This window comes from Neptuniibacter sp. QD57_21, from assembly GCF_047778075.1.
In the GTDB taxonomy this organism is placed as follows: domain Bacteria; phylum Pseudomonadota; class Gammaproteobacteria; order Pseudomonadales; family Balneatricaceae; genus Neptuniibacter.
The window spans coordinates 1,641,024-1,657,226 of record NZ_CP180549.1 but is presented as its reverse complement, the minus strand read 5'-3'; the positions used below and the strand labels follow the sequence as shown (position 1 = coordinate 1,657,226).

Below are 16,203 nucleotides of genomic sequence, written 5' to 3'. Positions count from 1 at the left end.
TTATAGGTAACGATCGTAAATAGCCTGATACTGACCATTAATTTTGATTAAGCGTAGACCTTCATTAAACTTATCCAAAAGAACATCAGCATCTGGATACATTTTACTTAAACACAGATGATACTGAGTACTTTGCTTGCCTTTCAGGCGCTTAATTTTGATTTTATCGAGCAATCCCAATTTCCTCGCGTGATATTGAGTTACAAGACCAGCGTTGTAGAAAACATCTACGTCTCGATAAACTAATGAACGGACCCCACTATCAACATCAGGCACTATAGAATGGGAAATACCTGCCTGTTGTAACTCTTTTTGAATACCCCAACCATCAACAACTGAAACATTTACCCTAGCCAAATCGTCAAAGCTAACGATATCTGTATCAACTCGATCACTGTGCATTACAGCAGACTGATATGCTTCACTTAAAACATCACTAAACAAAATAAATTTATCTCTACCGGTCCTTTTAGAGCAAGTAACTGTGCCAGCCATGCGCCCATGGCGAATACTCTTTAATATCCTCTTCCATGGGGCTGTTTGTATATCCGCATTAATACCTACGGCAGCAAAAGCTGCTTGCGTAACCTCCACGTCGATACCACTGATTACACCGTTATCATCAACCATGGTGTAGGGAGGATAATCAACCGTGTATAACTGAACGGTCTGATTAGCTTGAGCATAAGGCAGCAACAGCAATAACGTTAAAGAGATCGCCAAACGGTTCAATCGCGTCACTGTCATCCCCCTCATACATTTAATAACCTTATAACAGACTAGGTTAATTTAAAGATGTATCAATTAAAAGAGGATACACAACACCAAACCGGCACACTCAACCATATCGAATCTAGTCCAAAGCGCTAAAGCTTTGATAAAGTGAGTTTGCTATAACTACAAAAACGCAATCTCACTATCGGAAAGTTGATGAGCGGTAAACTTTTTTATCTTATGGGCGCCTCTGGCTCTGGAAAAGACACTCTCCTACAAGGCTGTAGGGAACGTTTAGAACATAGCCATCAGGCATTTATCGCCCATAGGTACATCACGCGGGCTGCAGATGCCGGTGGAGAAAACCACATCCACCTTACAGAGTCAGAATTTCAACTACGCGTTGATACCGCAATGTTTGCTATGCACTGGGCATCTCATAACCATTTGTATGGGATAGGTAAAGAGGTCGAAATCTGGGTTAAAGCGGGACTCAACGTCATTATTAACGGCTCTCGCGAGTATCTTCCAATTGCCATGAAGCAATACGACTTTCTTATCCCAGTGATGATAAATATTAGAACCGAGCTACTAAGGGATAGATTGCATAATCGCGGAAGGGAAACAGATATAGAGATAGAGAAGCGTTTAAAGCGTCATGATGACTTTTTGGACCACATGCCATCCGGCACTTTATATATAGACAATAGCGGCACTAAAGAAGAAGGAATCGATGCTCTGATGGATATCATCACCGAGCACCGATTTATTCGTTAATCGCTACAATCTAGCTTCTGATGCGGTAGCCACTTCGGAATATCCAAGCAATGATTGCCATACAGCTCATCATAAACAATATGGTCATTCCCAAACTTAGACCAACATTCACATCAGCCACGCCATAAAACGCCCAGCGGAAACCACTCACCAAATAAACAACAGGATTAAATAGTGAAATAGTCTGCCAAGGTTCAGGCAACATATTGATCGAGTAAAACGCTCCGCCTAAGAAAGTCAGAGGTGTTATTACCATCAATGGAATGATCTGAAGCTTCTGGAAATCATCGGCCCAGATACCAATAACAAAGCCAAATAAGCTAAAAGTAATAGCAGTAATAACTAGGAAACAAAGCATCCATAGCGGGTGCAAGATAGTGTAATCGACAAACAAACTCGCAGTAGCCAGAATCAATAGCCCTAGCATGACCGATTTCGTTGCTGCCGCGCCAACATAGCCAGCTACAATCTCAAAAGGTGAAACCGGTGCTGACAATACTTCGTAAATCGTCCCAGAAAACTTCGGAAAGAAGATACCAAAAGACGCATTAGAAATACTCTCACTCAACAGTGACAGCATTAATAGACCCGGAATAATAAATGCCGCATAGCTAATACCATCAATCTCCCCCATTCTTGAGCCAATGGCAGTACCAAAGACAATAAAATAGAGTGATGTTGAAAGCACTGGAGAAGCAATACTCTGCATCAACGTACGAAAGGTGCGCGCCATTTCGAACTTATAGATCGCTCGAATACCGTAAAAATTCATCACTTACTCCTGCACCAGTTCTACAAAGATATCTTCAAGCGAGCTTTCCGAAGAGTTCAAATCTTTAATCCCGACGCCTAGCTCATTTAATTTCGCTAACAATTCAGCAACCTGCTCACTTTCACTGGCATCATAAACATACTGAAGGTATTCCCCTGCTTGCTCTAAAGTCAGATTAAAATACTCCAACTCTGAAGGAATCTGCTCCATCGGCTGTTGAAGATGAATATGCAGGGATTTTTTGCCCAACTTAGACATCAGTGTCGCCTTCTCTTCGATCAGGATAATTTCACCCTTACGAATCACTCCAATACGATCAGCCATCTCTTCGGCTTCTTCAATGTAGTGAGTTGTCAAAATGATCGTGACTCCGTTATCACGCAGCTCTCGAACCATCTCCCACATATCACGTCGCAGTTCGACATCGACGCCTGCAGTAGGCTCATCCAAGAAAAGAATCTCTGGCTCATGCGACAAGGCTTTCGCAATCATCACCCTGCGCTTCATACCACCAGACAGTTCTAGCATCTTTGAATTACGTTTATCCCACAGAGAAAGCTGCTTAAGGATTTTCTCGATGTAAGCCTTACGTGGCGCTTTACCAAACAAACCACGGCTAAAATTGACAGTTGCCCAGACTGTTTCAAAAGCATCAGTCGTAAGTTCCTGCGGTACTAATCCGATTTTGCTTCGGGCCTGGCGATAATCCTTAGCGATATCATGACCACCCGCTAAAACCGTACCTGAGGTTCCACGGCTAATTCCGCAAATAATACTAATCAGCGTTGTTTTACCCGCACCATTAGGACCCAATAGTGCAAAGATCTCACCTTTTTTGATATCAAGATTCACCGAACGTAATGCGGTAAAACCTGAATCGTATGTTTTATTTAAGTCCTGCACCTGAATAATCGGCTGCATTAAAAGCTAACTCCTGAACTGGAACCTGTACATGAAAACGCTTTGACCATATTAGAGAAATATCTATCCATCAGATAGATAAAGCTAGGTAAACACTCTGTTATGAAGATCACAACAATAGCTACTTGACGCAGTTATCACGCAACTATATTTTGCTACCTACTGAATTAAAACAACTGTTTTATTTCACAATAAACATTCACTACGGACGGTGATTTGGCTTGGTTAAGCGTTGATAGGATATTCAATGAAACAAGCCCAAGCTGTATTTCACCTCCTGCGTGCATCAGATATTTATAGCCGACAGGAACAATACAATGCGAACACTTCCACTTACCCTATTATCTGCCTCACTGCTTTTATCGCTCACGTCCTACGCAGAAAACCCTAGCTCAGCACACAATCAACATGTCAGTGATAACGTGCTACTTAAGCAAGATAAACTGCTTTACGCCAATATGTACGGTAATGGCTTTGGCCCTCAGTCCCCTCGAGATATAGATTCTACAGCCGGTACAAACGCCATCGCTTTCAATACAGCACCTCCATATCAAAGCATGAACCTATGCAATATCCACCTACACAAAAACGCCGAGCATAAAGGGGGTGAGTTCACTAAATTTGCAGGCAATGGCGATGGTCACGGCTACCACACTGGCTATCAATTTTCTGGTGATTTAACCGAACAAGAACTCAGTCCAATTGCTTTAAAAGTTAAATCCGATAGTCATAAAGCACTGATACCTGGAGATACTTTAGAAGTTCACTTTGTTCACTCTACAGCTCAGGTAAAACCAGGTCCGACATTAGGTGCATGCCTTAGCGAAGAGATCAAAAACCCACAACTTCGTGTTGAAGCTCAAGTTATTGTATTAGTAAATGATAAGAACGCCCGAGATTTTAGAAGCTTAACTAAGTTCAACAACCGAAGCGGCTTCTATCAAGCCGTTAATATCCCCAATAACACGGGTAAACCAGTGCAGTATGCAGGCTCCACAACAGGCCCTAGTTACAACATTAAAGGCTCCCCATTCCAAGTGACATGGAGTGTTCGACCAAAAGTACTTAAGGTGGACATTTCCACGGTAAATGCTTGGTTAAAAGACAATACTTTTAATGAAGATCATGCCCATGGAGTCAGAAACCTAGTGACACGACCAGAATTTCTATCGCCTATCTCTCATTAACACTTAACAGCGACACAAAAGGCCCCTAAGCGGAAACTACTTAGGGGCTTCCACTGACCTAATGGCCTGCTAAGTACGGTATACTTGATCGATCCCTCACGACAGGCTTTTCAATAAATGTGGTTTGAACTCTTTATTCTTTTTGTAGCAGGTTTTTTTGGTGGTGTACTGAATGCAATCGCCGGTGGCGGCAGCTTTATTACCTTTCCAGCCTTGATGTTTGTGGGTGTACCGCCGATTAGCGCGAATGCGACCAACACATTCTCTGCCTGTGCTGGTTATATGAGCGGCACCTATGCGCTGCGAAAAGATATCAGGCAAGATCGAAAGAACCTCATAAAATTAATTTTGATTAGTTTTATCGGTGGTATCGCAGGTGCAGTGTTGCTACTAAGAACGCCTGAAGAGGTATTTCTTGAAGCTGTGCCATGGTTACTGCTATTCGCGACGATTCTTTTTATCTTCGGTGGACGACTCAACAGCGCATTAAAAAGTCTTTCGGGCGCTCATAAGCATGCATCAGCAGTAGGAGGCTTTCTTCTGATGCTACTGCTGTTTGGCGTTTGTCTCTATGGCGGGTTCTTCAATGCTGGATTAGGTATTATCACGCTGAGTTATTTAGCTTTGGCCGGTTATACCAATATCAACACCATGAACGGTATCAAGCTTTTGGTATCTTCATGCGTATCACTGATCGCGATTGTGCTGTTTATTATTGATGGGGTGATCGATTGGTATTCAGGTACGATCGTTCTGATAGGTACGCTCGCAGGCGGTTATTATGCAGCACACTACTCACGGCAGTTACCACAACAGTGGGTGCGTAATTTCGTAATTTTCGCTAGCTGTGGCATCACTGCTTACTTCTTCTACGATGTGTACGGCTAAGCCCTAATAACAGCTATTCAAAACGCCATTCAGTCGATAATCCTGGGATATTGGTATTGAACGCTTCTGGCGGTAGTCTGGACTGTAACTTTTCTAAAAAGACCTTCCAGACTTCAGCAACAGCGACACTATCCTCTAGCCGTTCTTGCAAGGAAAATGTATCGCCTACGCGCAGTTCACCTTCTTCTAACACACGGTAGTACCAACCACTGATCGCCTGCGACATAAGCAAAGGCGCTATATGGCCATTGCCGTATTTATGATTCACTTTCCAACAAGGTCTGCGGGGTTGGGATACCTGCACTAAAGCACCACCCACTTTCACAATATCGCCAATATGAACCTGAGTATCATCCACTGATTCACTGGAAAGGTTTTCACCTATCGATCCATAGATAAAACTATCCTCAAGGTGCGGTAAGGCTTGGCGAAGGGTTGCGTAATTTTCTGAGGGGAATTGATACAGCGCTTTTTCAGGACCACCATGCACACGCTTATCTACTTGAACATCACCTTCCAGCCCTGTTTTGGTTAATAAACAAGCTTCAACGGGCTCTTTGAAGATACCGCTTGGCGCATCATCTGGGCCAATTGGTTTTGGTTGCCCTATATATAAACCCTTGATGGTACCTTGGTAAGTAGACATGCCTCGCCTCCATAAACGGTGTTGAAACGCAGTCACTTAAACATATACGACCATAACCAAATTGATCAAATATCAATCAGATTTAAATTCCTTCGATATTGCGAGGGAGTGCCCTCCTGCCACCTTGCCCAAACACGTCTTAAGCTTCTTTCAGACTGAAACCCGCAACGCTCAGCAATAACATCTATAGGTAGTTTGGTTTGTTCTAATAACTGACGACCTAGCTCTATGCGCGCCTGCTGCAGATACTCTTGCAGATTGAATCCAGTCGCTTGCAGAAATAAACGCCGAAGATGACGCTCACTTAAGTGAACTCGTTCTGCCAATAGCGACACATCCCAATCAAAACCCGGCTGCTCCATTATCAGGTCCTGAACTTTGTGCACGCGAGACTGAGTGTGGTTTCGATGGTTTAACCAAAAACTCAGCTGCGCTTCCTGGCCAGATCGTCGCATGTAGATCACCATCTCACGGGCAATTTGTACTGCCCGATCCTGCCCCCAATGGTTATCAACTAACTGTAAGCAAAGATCCAACCCTGTGGTGATACCGGCGCTCGTCCATATATTGCCATCAGTAACGAAAATACAATCTTCCTGTACTAAAGCGTCTGGTGCGATCTGACAAAGTGAGGCAGTAAGGTCATGGTGTGTCGTGCAGCGCTTACCATCTAATACACCTGCCTTGGCTGCTAGAAGAGAACCGGAGCAGATCCCAGCTAACAGGCCAAACTGAGATTTCACCGAATTTAGCCATTGAATCGCCGTCTGGTAATCAGCTTCATGAAGATGCTTATTTAACTGGCTTGTACCGATCAACAACAACCAATCGTCTGCATCTAACCTCTCCGGTAAAGGCTCTAGCTTAGCAAGATGTAAGCCTTGCTTGGACTGCAGCTCTGACTGAGGAGAGATATAGTGCAACTCTATACTCTCCTCTAAAGAAGGATGTGCAAATATCTGAGCAGGCGCAGCCAGATCCAACAAATGGACACGTGGCAACACCAACAGATAAACACGCCTTTTTTTATTCATAGTCTCCAACCATGCGCACATTTGCGAAGCGATCTTGCAAAATCATAGAGGTATGATGCTTTAACGCCTCTTCACTCACAGTCTCTCCGGTAAATTGATTTTTCATAGTGAAGGTATGAGTAGCATCGACCACGAAATCAACCTCATAACCCAAATCACTACCTACACGCGTTGTGGTTTCACAACATTGTTCTGTTCTTAATCCACTGACCAATATTTTGTTAATCGATTGCCCCTGCAACCACTCGTGCAAGCCACTGTCGAGTAGCGCATTATGCACTCGCTTGTTAAAAACTTTATCTTCATCCTTCTTATGCAGAAAATCCATCAAACGGACAAAACCGGACTCAACTGAAAATACGCCTTCATCTTCATGATGAAGGATAAACACAATTGAACCACCTTGCGCTCTTACCGCATCAATTAGCCGGTTTTGTCTCGCTTCATAATCAGAAAAACCATCATCATACCAATAATCACGATGTTTAAAGGATTCCTGCACATCAATCACTAATAACGCTGTATTTTTCATAGCTTAAACTCCCATGTATTTAATATTTGTGAGCTAAGTGTGAGCTATAACCAAAATTGACATAAGAAAGATAGCGGCCAAAAACAGGACAATTTCGGCCAAACAAAAAAACTGCACTTAAGCGCAGTTTTTCTAGGTAAGAATAAGTGAAGAAAAAACTTAAGGGCAGGTATAGCCGCCATCAATCACCAGATCAGACCCGGTCATAAAAGAAGCCTCATCAGAGGCTAAGAACACCGTGCCATAAGCGATCTCTTTTGGTCTGCCAAAGCGCTTCATTGGTACCATATCGACCAGAGGCCCCCACGCTTCTTTCGGAACAGAACTTTCAAACAGATTAGTATCAAACATCCCGGGGCAGATTGAGTTAATACGAATATTATCGCCGACAAACTCAAGTGCCGCTGATTTAGTCATTAATCGAACGGCGCCTTTTGTACTCTGGTAAGCCGTGGACGTCCCTGCTCCTGAAATACCATAAATCGATGCAAAGTTTATGATAGAACCGCCACCACACCGACGCATGGCAGGAATCGCTGACTTCATGCCCAACAAACAGCCCAACTGATTCACTCCCACAATTTGATCAAATTTCTCTACGGTATGATCCAATAAACCTGCGTGGTAATAGATACCCGCATTGTTGACCAATACATCCAACTTACCGAAAGCTGCTTCGGTTGCGTTAACCGCAGAAATCCACTGAGGCTCTTCAGTAACATCCAAAGCCACCACATCGGCTTTACCACCAGCTGCCCGAATCTCTTCAGCAACCCTAACAGCATTATCCCAAAGCCCCGTTGGTTTCTGACCTTCTGCAATAATGGGATCCTCTGGTAAGTTAGCCAGCATTACACTCGCACCCTCTTCGGCCATCATACGTGCTTGCGCACTGCCTAGCCCACCACCAGCACCTGTAATCAGCACCACCTTACCTTCTAAACGCCCAGCCATATTGAATCCTCCAAACAGCATTAATAAGTTACCTAGGAGTATGTTTGAATGACTCTCAATCACCGAGGTAGATAAATACCAAACAATGATCAAAATCGAGCGTTTATAAATTCAGATCAAAAAATCTTCATAGATTTAGATAAAATTTTAATAAACTTATTCTTTTAAAATCAGATAGGTAGCGTAATCTTGAGAAATGAATAGCAGTAACCGAATTTAACGTGATGCAATTGAACTTTATCAAACCCAAATTATGGATTTTCACAGGCTTAAGCCTACTCTGGGCTGTACTAATTAGCCCACAGGTCAGCGCTAAAACCTTCTTTATGGATAAAGATGAAGCACCACCCTCCGGTTACTATAATAACGAGGGGCAGCGAAATGAAATTATCAAATCAAAGAAATCAAAGCAAAGCTTCAGCAGAAAGCACAAAAAAATCGCTGATTATATGAATAGCGATCAAGAGCCGTTAGCCTCTGATGTGAAATGGACTTCAAAGAAAGCACTCCAAATCGGTGTAATACAACGGTATCGAACTGAAGATTATGCAAAGTACGCTTGTAATGTAATTGATGCTTTCAATCTTGAAAGTAAAGGAGTCAAAGTTAGGGTGATTTTTTTACCCCATTTAGTTGCCTATAACCGCCTAGAACTACTCGCCGAACATCAGTGTAATTAGGTCAATAAGTTATAGCTTCATGGCCAACTAGACATTAACTTTATATTTAAGGTCGTTCACTTCATCACCCGTCATACCTCTAAAGCCCCACTGGTAAGGTTGCTGCTCTTTGATGATGATTTCAATATCAACGGGTAGAATACCAATCTTCCCTTCTATCTTTTCGAATAGAGTGTGAATCAGCTTTTTCTGCGTTTCAACTTTGCGCCCAGCCATCATATTAATTTCAATAACTGTATAGGCGTCACTGCGACCACCAGGATAGTAAAAATCTTCTTTTTCCATGGGAATAAACCGATGCGCGCGTTTGTCCTCAGGAAACCCCAAAACCTGCTGCATACACTGATGAATAACATCCGACAGTTCTGCTTTGATGGGGTTTAGCTGCTGCTTAATTCCGTAGATAACGATCATATTTAGGTCCAAATTTTGGTCGATTAAGAGGATAGCTATTCCTAGCAAAAGAGTAACTATCCTCTTTTATCTTTATCTGGATGTTACATCTACAAATTTTTCTCCTTTAAATACCCTATCAGGATTTCCCCGCTGCAATTCCATATGCTGTTGCCACTGAGTTTTATGCTGCTCAGAAGCATTTTGCTGTTGTTGCTCATCAAGCTTTTGATAGATGAGTGCTATTGCTAATCTTTTATTCGCATGCTGACTTCGCTCACTTTCAACACGAACAGAAATACCTGAACTAATATGTGTCGCCTGCACCGCAGAATCAGTTTTATTAACGTGTTGTCCACCCGCTCCAGATGATCGACAAGTCTTAAACTCTATTTGATGATTAAGCTTCCACTGATCGATTTCATAAATCTGAGCGCTAAAGAACCAATTTTTCCGCTTATGTTTGGGTCTAAACGGACTCTGGGAATTCCAAAGCATCACACCCTTCCAACGGTTAACAAACGATTGAAGCTCTACCGAGTTTGACGCTTTAACTTCCATCAAGATCGACTTTATAGAACGTGGTTCGGTGTAATTGAGCTGCTGTAACAGGTTGATAGCGATTCCCTGAGGTTTTGCTTCTTTCTGCATCTGAGCGAAAGCCAGAAAAACAGCCCGACCGCATTCAGCCGGGCCTTTTCCTGAAGACAGCTGTAACAAGATCATGCTCCACAGCTCCCATTGGTTTTAAAGGTCAGTACAGGGCGCAACCTTGCAACAACTTTCATTAAACCTGCTTCAACAAGATCATCAATAATCGTTTCACAGTTTTTATAGGCTTGCGGCGCTTCATCATAAAGCAACTCTTTGTTGCCACAGATAACCCGACTTCCTAAGGCCGTTTTGAGTAAGTCATCTTTTTTAAATTTATGACTCAGTCTTGCCTGGCAATCACCCCGCTTCCATTTTCGACCCGCGCCATGCGCAAGGGAATAAAGACTATTTTCAAGATTCTCCTTGGCCTGATCAGCTGCTGTTACCAGATAACTATAATCTCCACGAGAGCCTGGAATGACCACATATCCCTGATCTGCCGGGGTTGCACCTTTACGATGCAACCAGCCTTTGCTTCCAGCAATGTCCTTTTCTGTTACCAAGTTGTGATTTACATCCAGCAAGCAATCACCACTCTCCCTAATGGCATCTAAGAAACGCAGTGCGATGAGTTCGCGGTTCAATTCAGCCCACTTTACAGCGTCATCATGGGCCTTAAGATACTCACTGAACGAGCTGTCATCTTCGTTCAGGCCATCATGATTAAAGTTAGAGATGTGTTCAGTCAATATTGACTGACCTAAACCCCGAGAACCTGAGTGGACTAAAAGCAATAGCTTTTTAGGATCGAGATTTAAACGTGCTAAATGCTCATCGCAATACACGGTCTCTACCGCTTGGAATTCAGCGAAATGGTTACCTCCACCGATCGTTCCGAAAGCGGAATCAAAACCTTGTGCTTGGATCCCTTTCTCAATTTTTCGCTGTTCAATTAAGTCAGCCCAGCTGTCATCCAGTGGACACTCGATATCACGTAGTTTTTTAGCAAATTTATCGACATTAACTTTGCTTATTTTGGCAGTGCTCTGCCATAAAGACATACCACAGCCAATATCATTGCCGACTAGTGCCGGATAAATCTTGTTAGTTGTAAAGAAAGCTGCACCAATTGGATAGCCGCGGCCTGGGTGCAGATCTGGCATACCCGCCACGCGGAACATGCCTGCTAGTTCAGATGTTTTAACAAGTTGTTCTATAGCTAAGCCTTCAATCCACGTATCTTTAGACGCAATAAGGCTGACAGAATCAGTAATTTTTTGGACGGATTTGCCCATAGTACCAATACCTATTTATTAGGTTTAAACGAATAACGTATTGGCAGGTCTGATGACCGAGCTAAAGAGAGATGGAAAGAAAAGCTTCCTGCTTCTTACAAGGCACGACCTGCAAAGGGTTTAGTTGTCAGTTCCATGATCTTTCTCCTTTACAGTTAGTTGGTTAAAAAATATGCAGCGGGATGTTAATCAGCTAAACCTTAGAAAGCAAGCAATTATTTTGGATGTTTTTCTGCATCTATTCGAACCTTTTAGCAAAAACACTCTCTGATATAACCCAGATCAATCAATATTATTGAGATCTGGCCGTTATAAATAAAACTCCAGATGAAGTTAAAGCGAAAGGATTTATGAAGATCACATCGGATCAGTTACCGCTGCAACAGGGACTTAGTTCAACTCTAATACCTCAGCAGGTTGAACCCTCTCAAGAACTGAAAAGCCAACTCAAACAGATTAATTCTGTAGAGGTGCAGATAGAACAACTGCTCCAGCAAGATCCGAGTGAGTTTACGCGATTTACTGCATTTGAAGGTAAACATCAGGTCGTGATTCTTCCTGAATCGGAACAAACGGATCAGATGCATGCCGTCTTGGGCAAGCTATCCCAAGAACAAGGTCAAAACTTAGTTGATCTTGGCATTTTAGAAGATGAGGAGTTCTTAGCGCTTGCGCAACAGCTGAGTGATACCGAGCTAAAACAGTTTGCTAACGCAGCACTGGCTTTACAGACCCCGCCAGGTTTTAACTCGTTTGCGCTCAATTACTCTTCCGGAAAGCAAAATGCAAAAGACTTCATCCAAACACTATCCTCTTTGGATAGTGATACGCGTAGCCAAGTGTTGGCAAAAGCGGATGAATTGAGCAGCAAAGTCCCTTTAGCAAATGATGATTCGGTTTACGATTCCGGCGGTCTGCTCAATCCAAGCTCTCCTGCTGCTAACGACATTCATAACTTCGTTACTGCTATCAACAATATCGATTCAGAGCGATTATCAGAAGACACTAACCGTATTTTAGATAACCTCGAAGGCACAGATGAACTGCAACAATCTAATCTATTGCAGCTATTTGGCGGGGACCTAGAACTGAGTTTCCGTTTGTTAGATTCTGTAGAGAGTTTTGAGCCTAAAACTCAAGACGCGATGGTCGGCTACCTTGCTGAACTTTCCAAAACAGCCACACAGCCAGATTCGCCAGAACCTCTCATCAACACCTCACAACCCGGAGAGTGGCACGGCGCTGTTTTGAATCATGCTGATGATACCCGTTCAGTTGTTTACGGCATGATAGAAACCTTTGTTTCTCTAACTGAAGATTACACATTTAGTGATGATCAACTAAAAGAGATGGCCACTGACCTTACCCATCTTGATAGCACCCATCAGCGAGCTTATTTGGAGATCACCTCTACCGGTTTGAATACTCTGGTAGGTGATGACTCTCAACATGATCTATTCAGCAATGACGCTGCGCTTTCAACACTCGATACCCTTAGATCGGATCACAATACTCGAATGCTTGTCGCTGAATCTTATATGGGTGAGAAGAGGATCTCTGATGGCCGAGCATTCTATGAAATTAAAGATCGTGATACAGCCATTCAGGATCAACGCCAAACCATCGAACTCTTAGCCACTCACGCTTGGCTAAATCAAGATGAGCCCGCCCAGACTAAACAATTAGCCAATATCTTAAGTCAGGTAGAGGCCGATCAGCGAGACAACCTAATTAAACAGACCAACCACACAGGGCCTACAACCTCGCGTTTAGCAGAGCATGATCTTGAGCTATTAGAAGATAATTTTGAGCAGTTCTTAAATCGTACTAATGCGATTATTGAAAGCAAAGCCGTAAAAGACTTAGTCGATTTTGAATCAGCACTACCCGAACCGGTAAAAGACGATTTCTGGCAAGCTGCTAGTTTTGTTGAAGATCAAGTAGATCAGCTAGTAGAAACACTAACCCCATTTACCGATAACACCAAAGCGTTCATTTTAGAGAGCATCAACTCGCTAAAAGAAGCTACAGATGAGCAAGAACTAAATATTGATATAGCCAAAGAACAAGCGAAATCGCTTTTAGATTCCATGAGCGAGCTTGTAACAGAATAGTGACAGATAAAAACCACCACTAACCTATACAAATCATAGTGTTAGTGGTGGTTTTTTATCAATTAAGCAACATTCTTCACTTTCAGTTTGCGACCGCGCTTTTCTAACACAAGCGGTACACACTGCTTATCATCATCGTAAATTACGACACAATCTAAACACTGGAAGCACTCGTTGTAGTCAATCACGCCGCTGCGTGGAATCGCTTGGTATTCACACTTCTGTGTACACAAACGACAAGGCGAGCCACACTCTTCCCGACGTGGAAGCCATTTATAGATTCGCAGTTTACCCAGGACAGCCATGCTCGCACCCAATGGGCAGATATAGCGGCAGTAACCTTTGTAAACAAACAGACTTAATGCCAATAGCACAACAGCCCACAATACAAATGGCCAAGAACGATCAAAGATCAGAGTAATACTGGTTTTAAATGGCTCGATCTCTACTACGGAACCGGTCAGTGGAACGGACACAACAGCAACCACTAAGATAAACAGCAAGACCAAATATTTAAGCCCTTTTAGTCTCGCATCAGTTTTCTCAGAGATCTTAATTTGAGGTATTTTAAGGAAGACTAACACCTTACCGATAAGCTCCTGCAGTGCGCCAAATGGACACAACCAACCGCAGAATGTGCCGCGCCCCCAAAGAAAGAAGGTAATACCCACATAAGCCCAGATAATCACGGTCATAGGATCGTATAGGAAGAACTCTAAACTACGCCCTGCTAACCACGCCTGAAGTACACCAGTAATGTTTACGATCGATAGCTGGCCTTGTGCGTACCAACCGATAAACACCAAGGTATAAACTAGGTATAGCGGTCTGAACCAACGCAGATGCTGCTGACCTTTAGTTAGAAGCTGGTATCGTACCAACACAATCGTCAGAACAAACAGCCCTACCAACAGGATGGCGATATCTGTAGTGCGTCCAGCCCAAAGACTGTGCCAAGTCTTGTTATCCGTTTCTGCAGCGATGTAATAATCATCATCCAGTTCGGTTTTGAAATCCAAAGTTTTACTGACCGTTTCTGGATACAACCAACCCTTTTCACGGCTGATATGCAGCTGAAATTCATAAGGGAATGCTGGATCTAAACCTGCCTGTCCGATTACATGAAATGCCTTCCATTCATGTTCAGATAAAGCTTCAGGCAGTTTAATCTTGTAGTCCAGCTCATACAGATCGAGCAGATCACTTAAATCGAAATCTCGCATTTCAACCGGTAAACCTGCTTGCTGTAGGCTGATTCGCTCTGGCACTTTACCGCGTACAAAGTCCTCACCCACAAATGAGTATCGACCGCCACCGACGACTAAGAGAAGCTGGTCATTCTCGGCTGTGCTTTCTTTTAGATATTCCCAAGCTTCCGGTAGTAATAGGTTTCGCCCCACTGATGGCACGCTTAGGTTTGCTACATAGAGCTCAATATAGGTTTCTTCTGGCGCCTCTAGGCCTTCTTCGTCCAGCCCTTCACCAATCGTATCTTTAAACTGTTGCTCTACCTGATCATTGGTAAAACGGAATTTTTGAATGAGACCTGCATCGATGAGCTGCTCCCAACTCATAGACTCAAAAAGCTCTTTATCTAAGCGCGCGATCAGATCGGGATCTCGCCCTTTAGCAAACCCTAGCTTCTCACGGGCTACGGTTAATGATGCTGATAATAAAGTCTGGTTTAAAATTCGAACCGATGCCGTCGCCTTAGTCACGCCGTCGATATAAGCATTGGCTTTATTCTCACGCTGAGCGACCGTCGGGCTGGCATCGATCTTGATGTTCTGCATCAACGATATGCCAGAGTACTGTTTAGCAAAATCAAAAAGAGGCTTCTCCCCTAAACCTTCAAGAAATACAGGTTCGTGATGAGATAGAACTTTTACGCTGATAAATGATCCCAGCGGGTCCATCGCCACTAAGAGATTATAAGGCACCCCCGCAAAGCCAGGTACGGCAACCATATCAATCGTTTCATAGGCATAGCCCACCAGCGGCGTATCGGTAGATATCTGCTGGTATAACGGCCATACCGCTAGGGATTCATCTTTATCACCGACGATATAAGGAGAAGGAAAGGCTTTAACGATGTCGTCTTTAGTTAATACGCCAGCGTGCACACTGGAACAAAGACTCATGACTAACGTGCATACAAACAGCACGGTCAATAAGAAAACATAGCTAAGACTACGATTATAGAACTGATACATGGCTACTTATTCTTGTTATTTTATAACATGCTAACTGCATATTCTCGCTGCAATAATTGCATTTAAGACTTAAACACTGGGGTCTTAAGTACAGTACATCAGCACAAAAACCGGTGCTAAGGTAACACCGGTTGCAATAACTACAGCTTGTTTAAGACTTTGCAGTTGCTGGGCTTATCTGCGCTTCAACTTCCGTAACAATGGATGCTGGGAAACCACTACGCTGTGAATGCTCTTCGATTAATTCAGCGTCAGCACAGTTATAAACGCAGAAGGTTTTATCGCCAGCGACGTAACTGTAATCCCAAGCGATATCTTTATGTTCGCTCTGCATCTCGGCTAGCACCGCGTTAGATTTTGCTGCAGCAGCTTTTAAAGCATCCGCATCGGCAGAACCGATCTCTGGGATATCACGTTCAATGATGAACTTAGGCATGGTGAATTGCTCCAATTATTGTTTTTGTAATCAATCAGAGCATTGATACTAAT

17 protein-coding genes are annotated in these 16,203 nt (G+C 43.2%); 5 read left to right on the top strand and 12 right to left on the bottom strand.

Features of this window, described 5'->3' with window-relative positions; genetic code table 11:
• Positions 1 to 741 carry a substrate-binding periplasmic protein gene (locus tag ACMXYS_RS07345; RefSeq protein WP_415884388.1) on the bottom strand — a complete coding sequence of 247 codons (741 nt, stop codon included), beginning with the start codon at positions 739 to 741 and terminating at the stop codon, positions 1 to 3.
• 189 nt (positions 742 to 930) lie between these two features.
• On the opposite strand from ACMXYS_RS07345, the gene phnN reads away from it, so the two are divergent.
• A complete protein-coding gene (gene phnN, locus ACMXYS_RS07340) occupies positions 931 to 1,491 on the top strand; it encodes a phosphonate metabolism protein/1,5-bisphosphokinase (PRPP-forming) PhnN (protein ID WP_415884387.1) in 561 nt (186 codons plus the stop codon).
• A gap of 10 nt (positions 1,492 to 1,501) precedes the next feature.
• Here phnN and ACMXYS_RS07335 read toward each other — a convergent pair whose 3' ends face one another.
• Complete coding sequence (locus tag ACMXYS_RS07335) at positions 1,502 to 2,263, bottom strand: ABC transporter permease (protein WP_415884386.1); 762 nt, start codon at positions 2,261 to 2,263, stop codon at positions 1,502 to 1,504.
• Between the two features lie 3 nt (positions 2,264 to 2,266).
• The gene (locus tag ACMXYS_RS07330) at positions 2,267 to 3,184 is read right to left on the bottom strand and encodes an ABC transporter ATP-binding protein (protein WP_415884385.1); all 918 of its coding nucleotides are present in this window, start codon (positions 3,182 to 3,184) and stop codon (positions 2,267 to 2,269) included.
• Positions 3,185 to 3,501: 317 nt separating this feature from the next.
• Here ACMXYS_RS07330 and ACMXYS_RS07325 point away from each other — a divergent pair, with 317 nt between their 5' ends.
• Both ACMXYS_RS07325 and ACMXYS_RS07320 read left to right on the top strand, forming a co-directional pair.
• Positions 3,502 to 4,371 carry a delta-class carbonic anhydrase gene (locus tag ACMXYS_RS07325; RefSeq protein WP_415898099.1) on the top strand — a complete coding sequence of 290 codons (870 nt, stop codon included), beginning with the start codon at positions 3,502 to 3,504 and terminating at the stop codon, positions 4,369 to 4,371.
• A gap of 117 nt (positions 4,372 to 4,488) precedes the next feature.
• Positions 4,489 to 5,259: a sulfite exporter TauE/SafE family protein gene (locus tag ACMXYS_RS07320; RefSeq protein ID WP_415898098.1), complete on the top strand. Its 771-nt coding sequence runs from the start codon at positions 4,489 to 4,491 to the stop codon at positions 5,257 to 5,259.
• Between the two features lie 13 nt (positions 5,260 to 5,272).
• Here ACMXYS_RS07320 and ACMXYS_RS07315 read toward each other — a convergent pair whose 3' ends face one another.
• From ACMXYS_RS07315 to ACMXYS_RS07300, 4 genes are all read right to left on the bottom strand, one after another.
• Entirely contained in the window at positions 5,273 to 5,905 is a 633-nt protein-coding gene (locus tag ACMXYS_RS07315; RefSeq protein WP_415898097.1) for an MOSC domain-containing protein, read from the bottom strand.
• A gap of 65 nt (positions 5,906 to 5,970) precedes the next feature.
• The gene (locus ACMXYS_RS07310) at positions 5,971 to 6,939 is read right to left on the bottom strand and encodes a GlxA family transcriptional regulator (protein ID WP_415898096.1); all 969 of its coding nucleotides are present in this window, start codon (positions 6,937 to 6,939) and stop codon (positions 5,971 to 5,973) included.
• Complete coding sequence (locus tag ACMXYS_RS07305; RefSeq protein ID WP_415898095.1) at positions 6,932 to 7,471, bottom strand: isochorismatase family protein; 540 nt, start codon at positions 7,469 to 7,471, stop codon at positions 6,932 to 6,934. The genes ACMXYS_RS07310 and ACMXYS_RS07305 overlap by 8 nt, the downstream gene beginning before the upstream one ends.
• A gap of 159 nt (positions 7,472 to 7,630) precedes the next feature.
• Positions 7,631 to 8,425 carry an SDR family NAD(P)-dependent oxidoreductase gene (locus ACMXYS_RS07300; protein ID WP_415884379.1) on the bottom strand — a complete coding sequence of 265 codons (795 nt, stop codon included), beginning with the start codon at positions 8,423 to 8,425 and terminating at the stop codon, positions 7,631 to 7,633.
• Between the two features lie 326 nt (positions 8,426 to 8,751).
• On the opposite strand from ACMXYS_RS07300, the gene ACMXYS_RS07295 reads away from it, so the two are divergent.
• Positions 8,752 to 9,105: a hypothetical protein gene (locus tag ACMXYS_RS07295; protein WP_415898094.1), complete on the top strand. Its 354-nt coding sequence runs from the start codon at positions 8,752 to 8,754 to the stop codon at positions 9,103 to 9,105.
• Between the two features lie 27 nt (positions 9,106 to 9,132).
• Here the strand turns inward: ACMXYS_RS07295 and ACMXYS_RS07290 are convergent, their stop codons facing one another.
• The 3 genes from ACMXYS_RS07290 to ACMXYS_RS07280 all read right to left on the bottom strand — a co-directional run bounded on the left by ACMXYS_RS07290 (position 9,133) and on the right by ACMXYS_RS07280 (position 11,387).
• Positions 9,133 to 9,519, bottom strand: coding sequence for a tautomerase family protein (locus ACMXYS_RS07290; RefSeq protein WP_415898093.1), 387 nt, complete (start codon positions 9,517 to 9,519; stop codon positions 9,133 to 9,135).
• A 72-nt stretch (positions 9,520 to 9,591) separates the two neighbouring features.
• The gene (prfH, locus tag ACMXYS_RS07285) at positions 9,592 to 10,224 is read right to left on the bottom strand and encodes a peptide chain release factor H (protein ID WP_415898092.1); all 633 of its coding nucleotides are present in this window, start codon (positions 10,222 to 10,224) and stop codon (positions 9,592 to 9,594) included.
• The gene (locus ACMXYS_RS07280) at positions 10,221 to 11,387 is read right to left on the bottom strand and encodes an RNA ligase RtcB family protein (RefSeq protein ID WP_415898091.1); all 1,167 of its coding nucleotides are present in this window, start codon (positions 11,385 to 11,387) and stop codon (positions 10,221 to 10,223) included. Before ACMXYS_RS07280 ends, prfH begins: the two co-directional genes overlap by 4 nt.
• A 350-nt stretch (positions 11,388 to 11,737) precedes the next feature.
• On the opposite strand from ACMXYS_RS07280, the gene ACMXYS_RS07275 reads away from it, so the two are divergent.
• Positions 11,738 to 13,501 carry a hypothetical protein gene (locus ACMXYS_RS07275; protein WP_415898090.1) on the top strand — a complete coding sequence of 588 codons (1,764 nt, stop codon included), beginning with the start codon at positions 11,738 to 11,740 and terminating at the stop codon, positions 13,499 to 13,501.
• 62 nt (positions 13,502 to 13,563) lie between these two features.
• Here ACMXYS_RS07275 and ACMXYS_RS07270 read toward each other — a convergent pair whose 3' ends face one another.
• Together ACMXYS_RS07270 and ACMXYS_RS07265 are read right to left on the bottom strand one after the other, a co-directional pair.
• The gene (locus ACMXYS_RS07270) at positions 13,564 to 15,642 is read right to left on the bottom strand and encodes a 4Fe-4S binding protein (protein ID WP_415898089.1); all 2,079 of its coding nucleotides are present in this window, start codon (positions 15,640 to 15,642) and stop codon (positions 13,564 to 13,566) included.
• 223 nt (positions 15,643 to 15,865) lie between these two features.
• Positions 15,866 to 16,150 (bottom strand): nickel-binding protein, encoded by a 285-nt coding sequence (locus ACMXYS_RS07265; protein ID WP_415898088.1) that lies wholly within the window; start codon positions 16,148 to 16,150, stop codon positions 15,866 to 15,868.
• Positions 16,151 to 16,203: the final 53 nt, after the last annotated feature.

What these genes read in the sequence shown, in the direction of transcription:
- ACMXYS_RS07310 (WP_415898096.1), bottom strand. Translation starts at nt 6,939, where the DNA reads ATGAATAAAAAAAGGCGTGTTTATCTGTTGGTGTTGCCACGTGTCCAT.
- phnN (WP_415884387.1), top strand. Translation starts at nt 931, where the DNA reads ATGAGCGGTAAACTTTTTTATCTTATGGGCGCCTCTGGCTCTGGAAAA.
- ACMXYS_RS07300 (WP_415884379.1), bottom strand. Translation starts at nt 8,425, where the DNA reads ATGGCTGGGCGTTTAGAAGGTAAGGTGGTGCTGATTACAGGTGCTGGT.
- ACMXYS_RS07315 (WP_415898097.1), bottom strand. Translation starts at nt 5,905, where the DNA reads ATGTCTACTTACCAAGGTACCATCAAGGGTTTATATATAGGGCAACCA.
- ACMXYS_RS07335 (WP_415884386.1), bottom strand. Translation starts at nt 2,263, where the DNA reads ATGAATTTTTACGGTATTCGAGCGATCTATAAGTTCGAAATGGCGCGC.
- ACMXYS_RS07275 (WP_415898090.1), top strand. Translation starts at nt 11,738, where the DNA reads ATGAAGATCACATCGGATCAGTTACCGCTGCAACAGGGACTTAGTTCA.
- ACMXYS_RS07265 (WP_415898088.1), bottom strand. Translation starts at nt 16,150, where the DNA reads ATGCCTAAGTTCATCATTGAACGTGATATCCCAGAGATCGGTTCTGCC.
- ACMXYS_RS07305 (WP_415898095.1), bottom strand. Translation starts at nt 7,471, where the DNA reads ATGAAAAATACAGCGTTATTAGTGATTGATGTGCAGGAATCCTTTAAA.
- prfH (WP_415898092.1), bottom strand. Translation starts at nt 10,224, where the DNA reads ATGATCTTGTTACAGCTGTCTTCAGGAAAAGGCCCGGCTGAATGCGGT.
- ACMXYS_RS07295 (WP_415898094.1), top strand. Translation starts at nt 8,752, where the DNA reads ATGGATAAAGATGAAGCACCACCCTCCGGTTACTATAATAACGAGGGG.
- ACMXYS_RS07320 (WP_415898098.1), top strand. Translation starts at nt 4,489, where the DNA reads ATGTGGTTTGAACTCTTTATTCTTTTTGTAGCAGGTTTTTTTGGTGGT.
- ACMXYS_RS07330 (WP_415884385.1), bottom strand. Translation starts at nt 3,184, where the DNA reads ATGCAGCCGATTATTCAGGTGCAGGACTTAAATAAAACATACGATTCA.
- ACMXYS_RS07325 (WP_415898099.1), top strand. Translation starts at nt 3,502, where the DNA reads ATGCGAACACTTCCACTTACCCTATTATCTGCCTCACTGCTTTTATCG.
- ACMXYS_RS07270 (WP_415898089.1), bottom strand. Translation starts at nt 15,642, where the DNA reads ATGAGTCTTTGTTCCAGTGTGCACGCTGGCGTATTAACTAAAGACGAC.
- ACMXYS_RS07290 (WP_415898093.1), bottom strand. Translation starts at nt 9,519, where the DNA reads ATGATCGTTATCTACGGAATTAAGCAGCAGCTAAACCCCATCAAAGCA.
- ACMXYS_RS07280 (WP_415898091.1), bottom strand. Translation starts at nt 11,387, where the DNA reads ATGGGCAAATCCGTCCAAAAAATTACTGATTCTGTCAGCCTTATTGCG.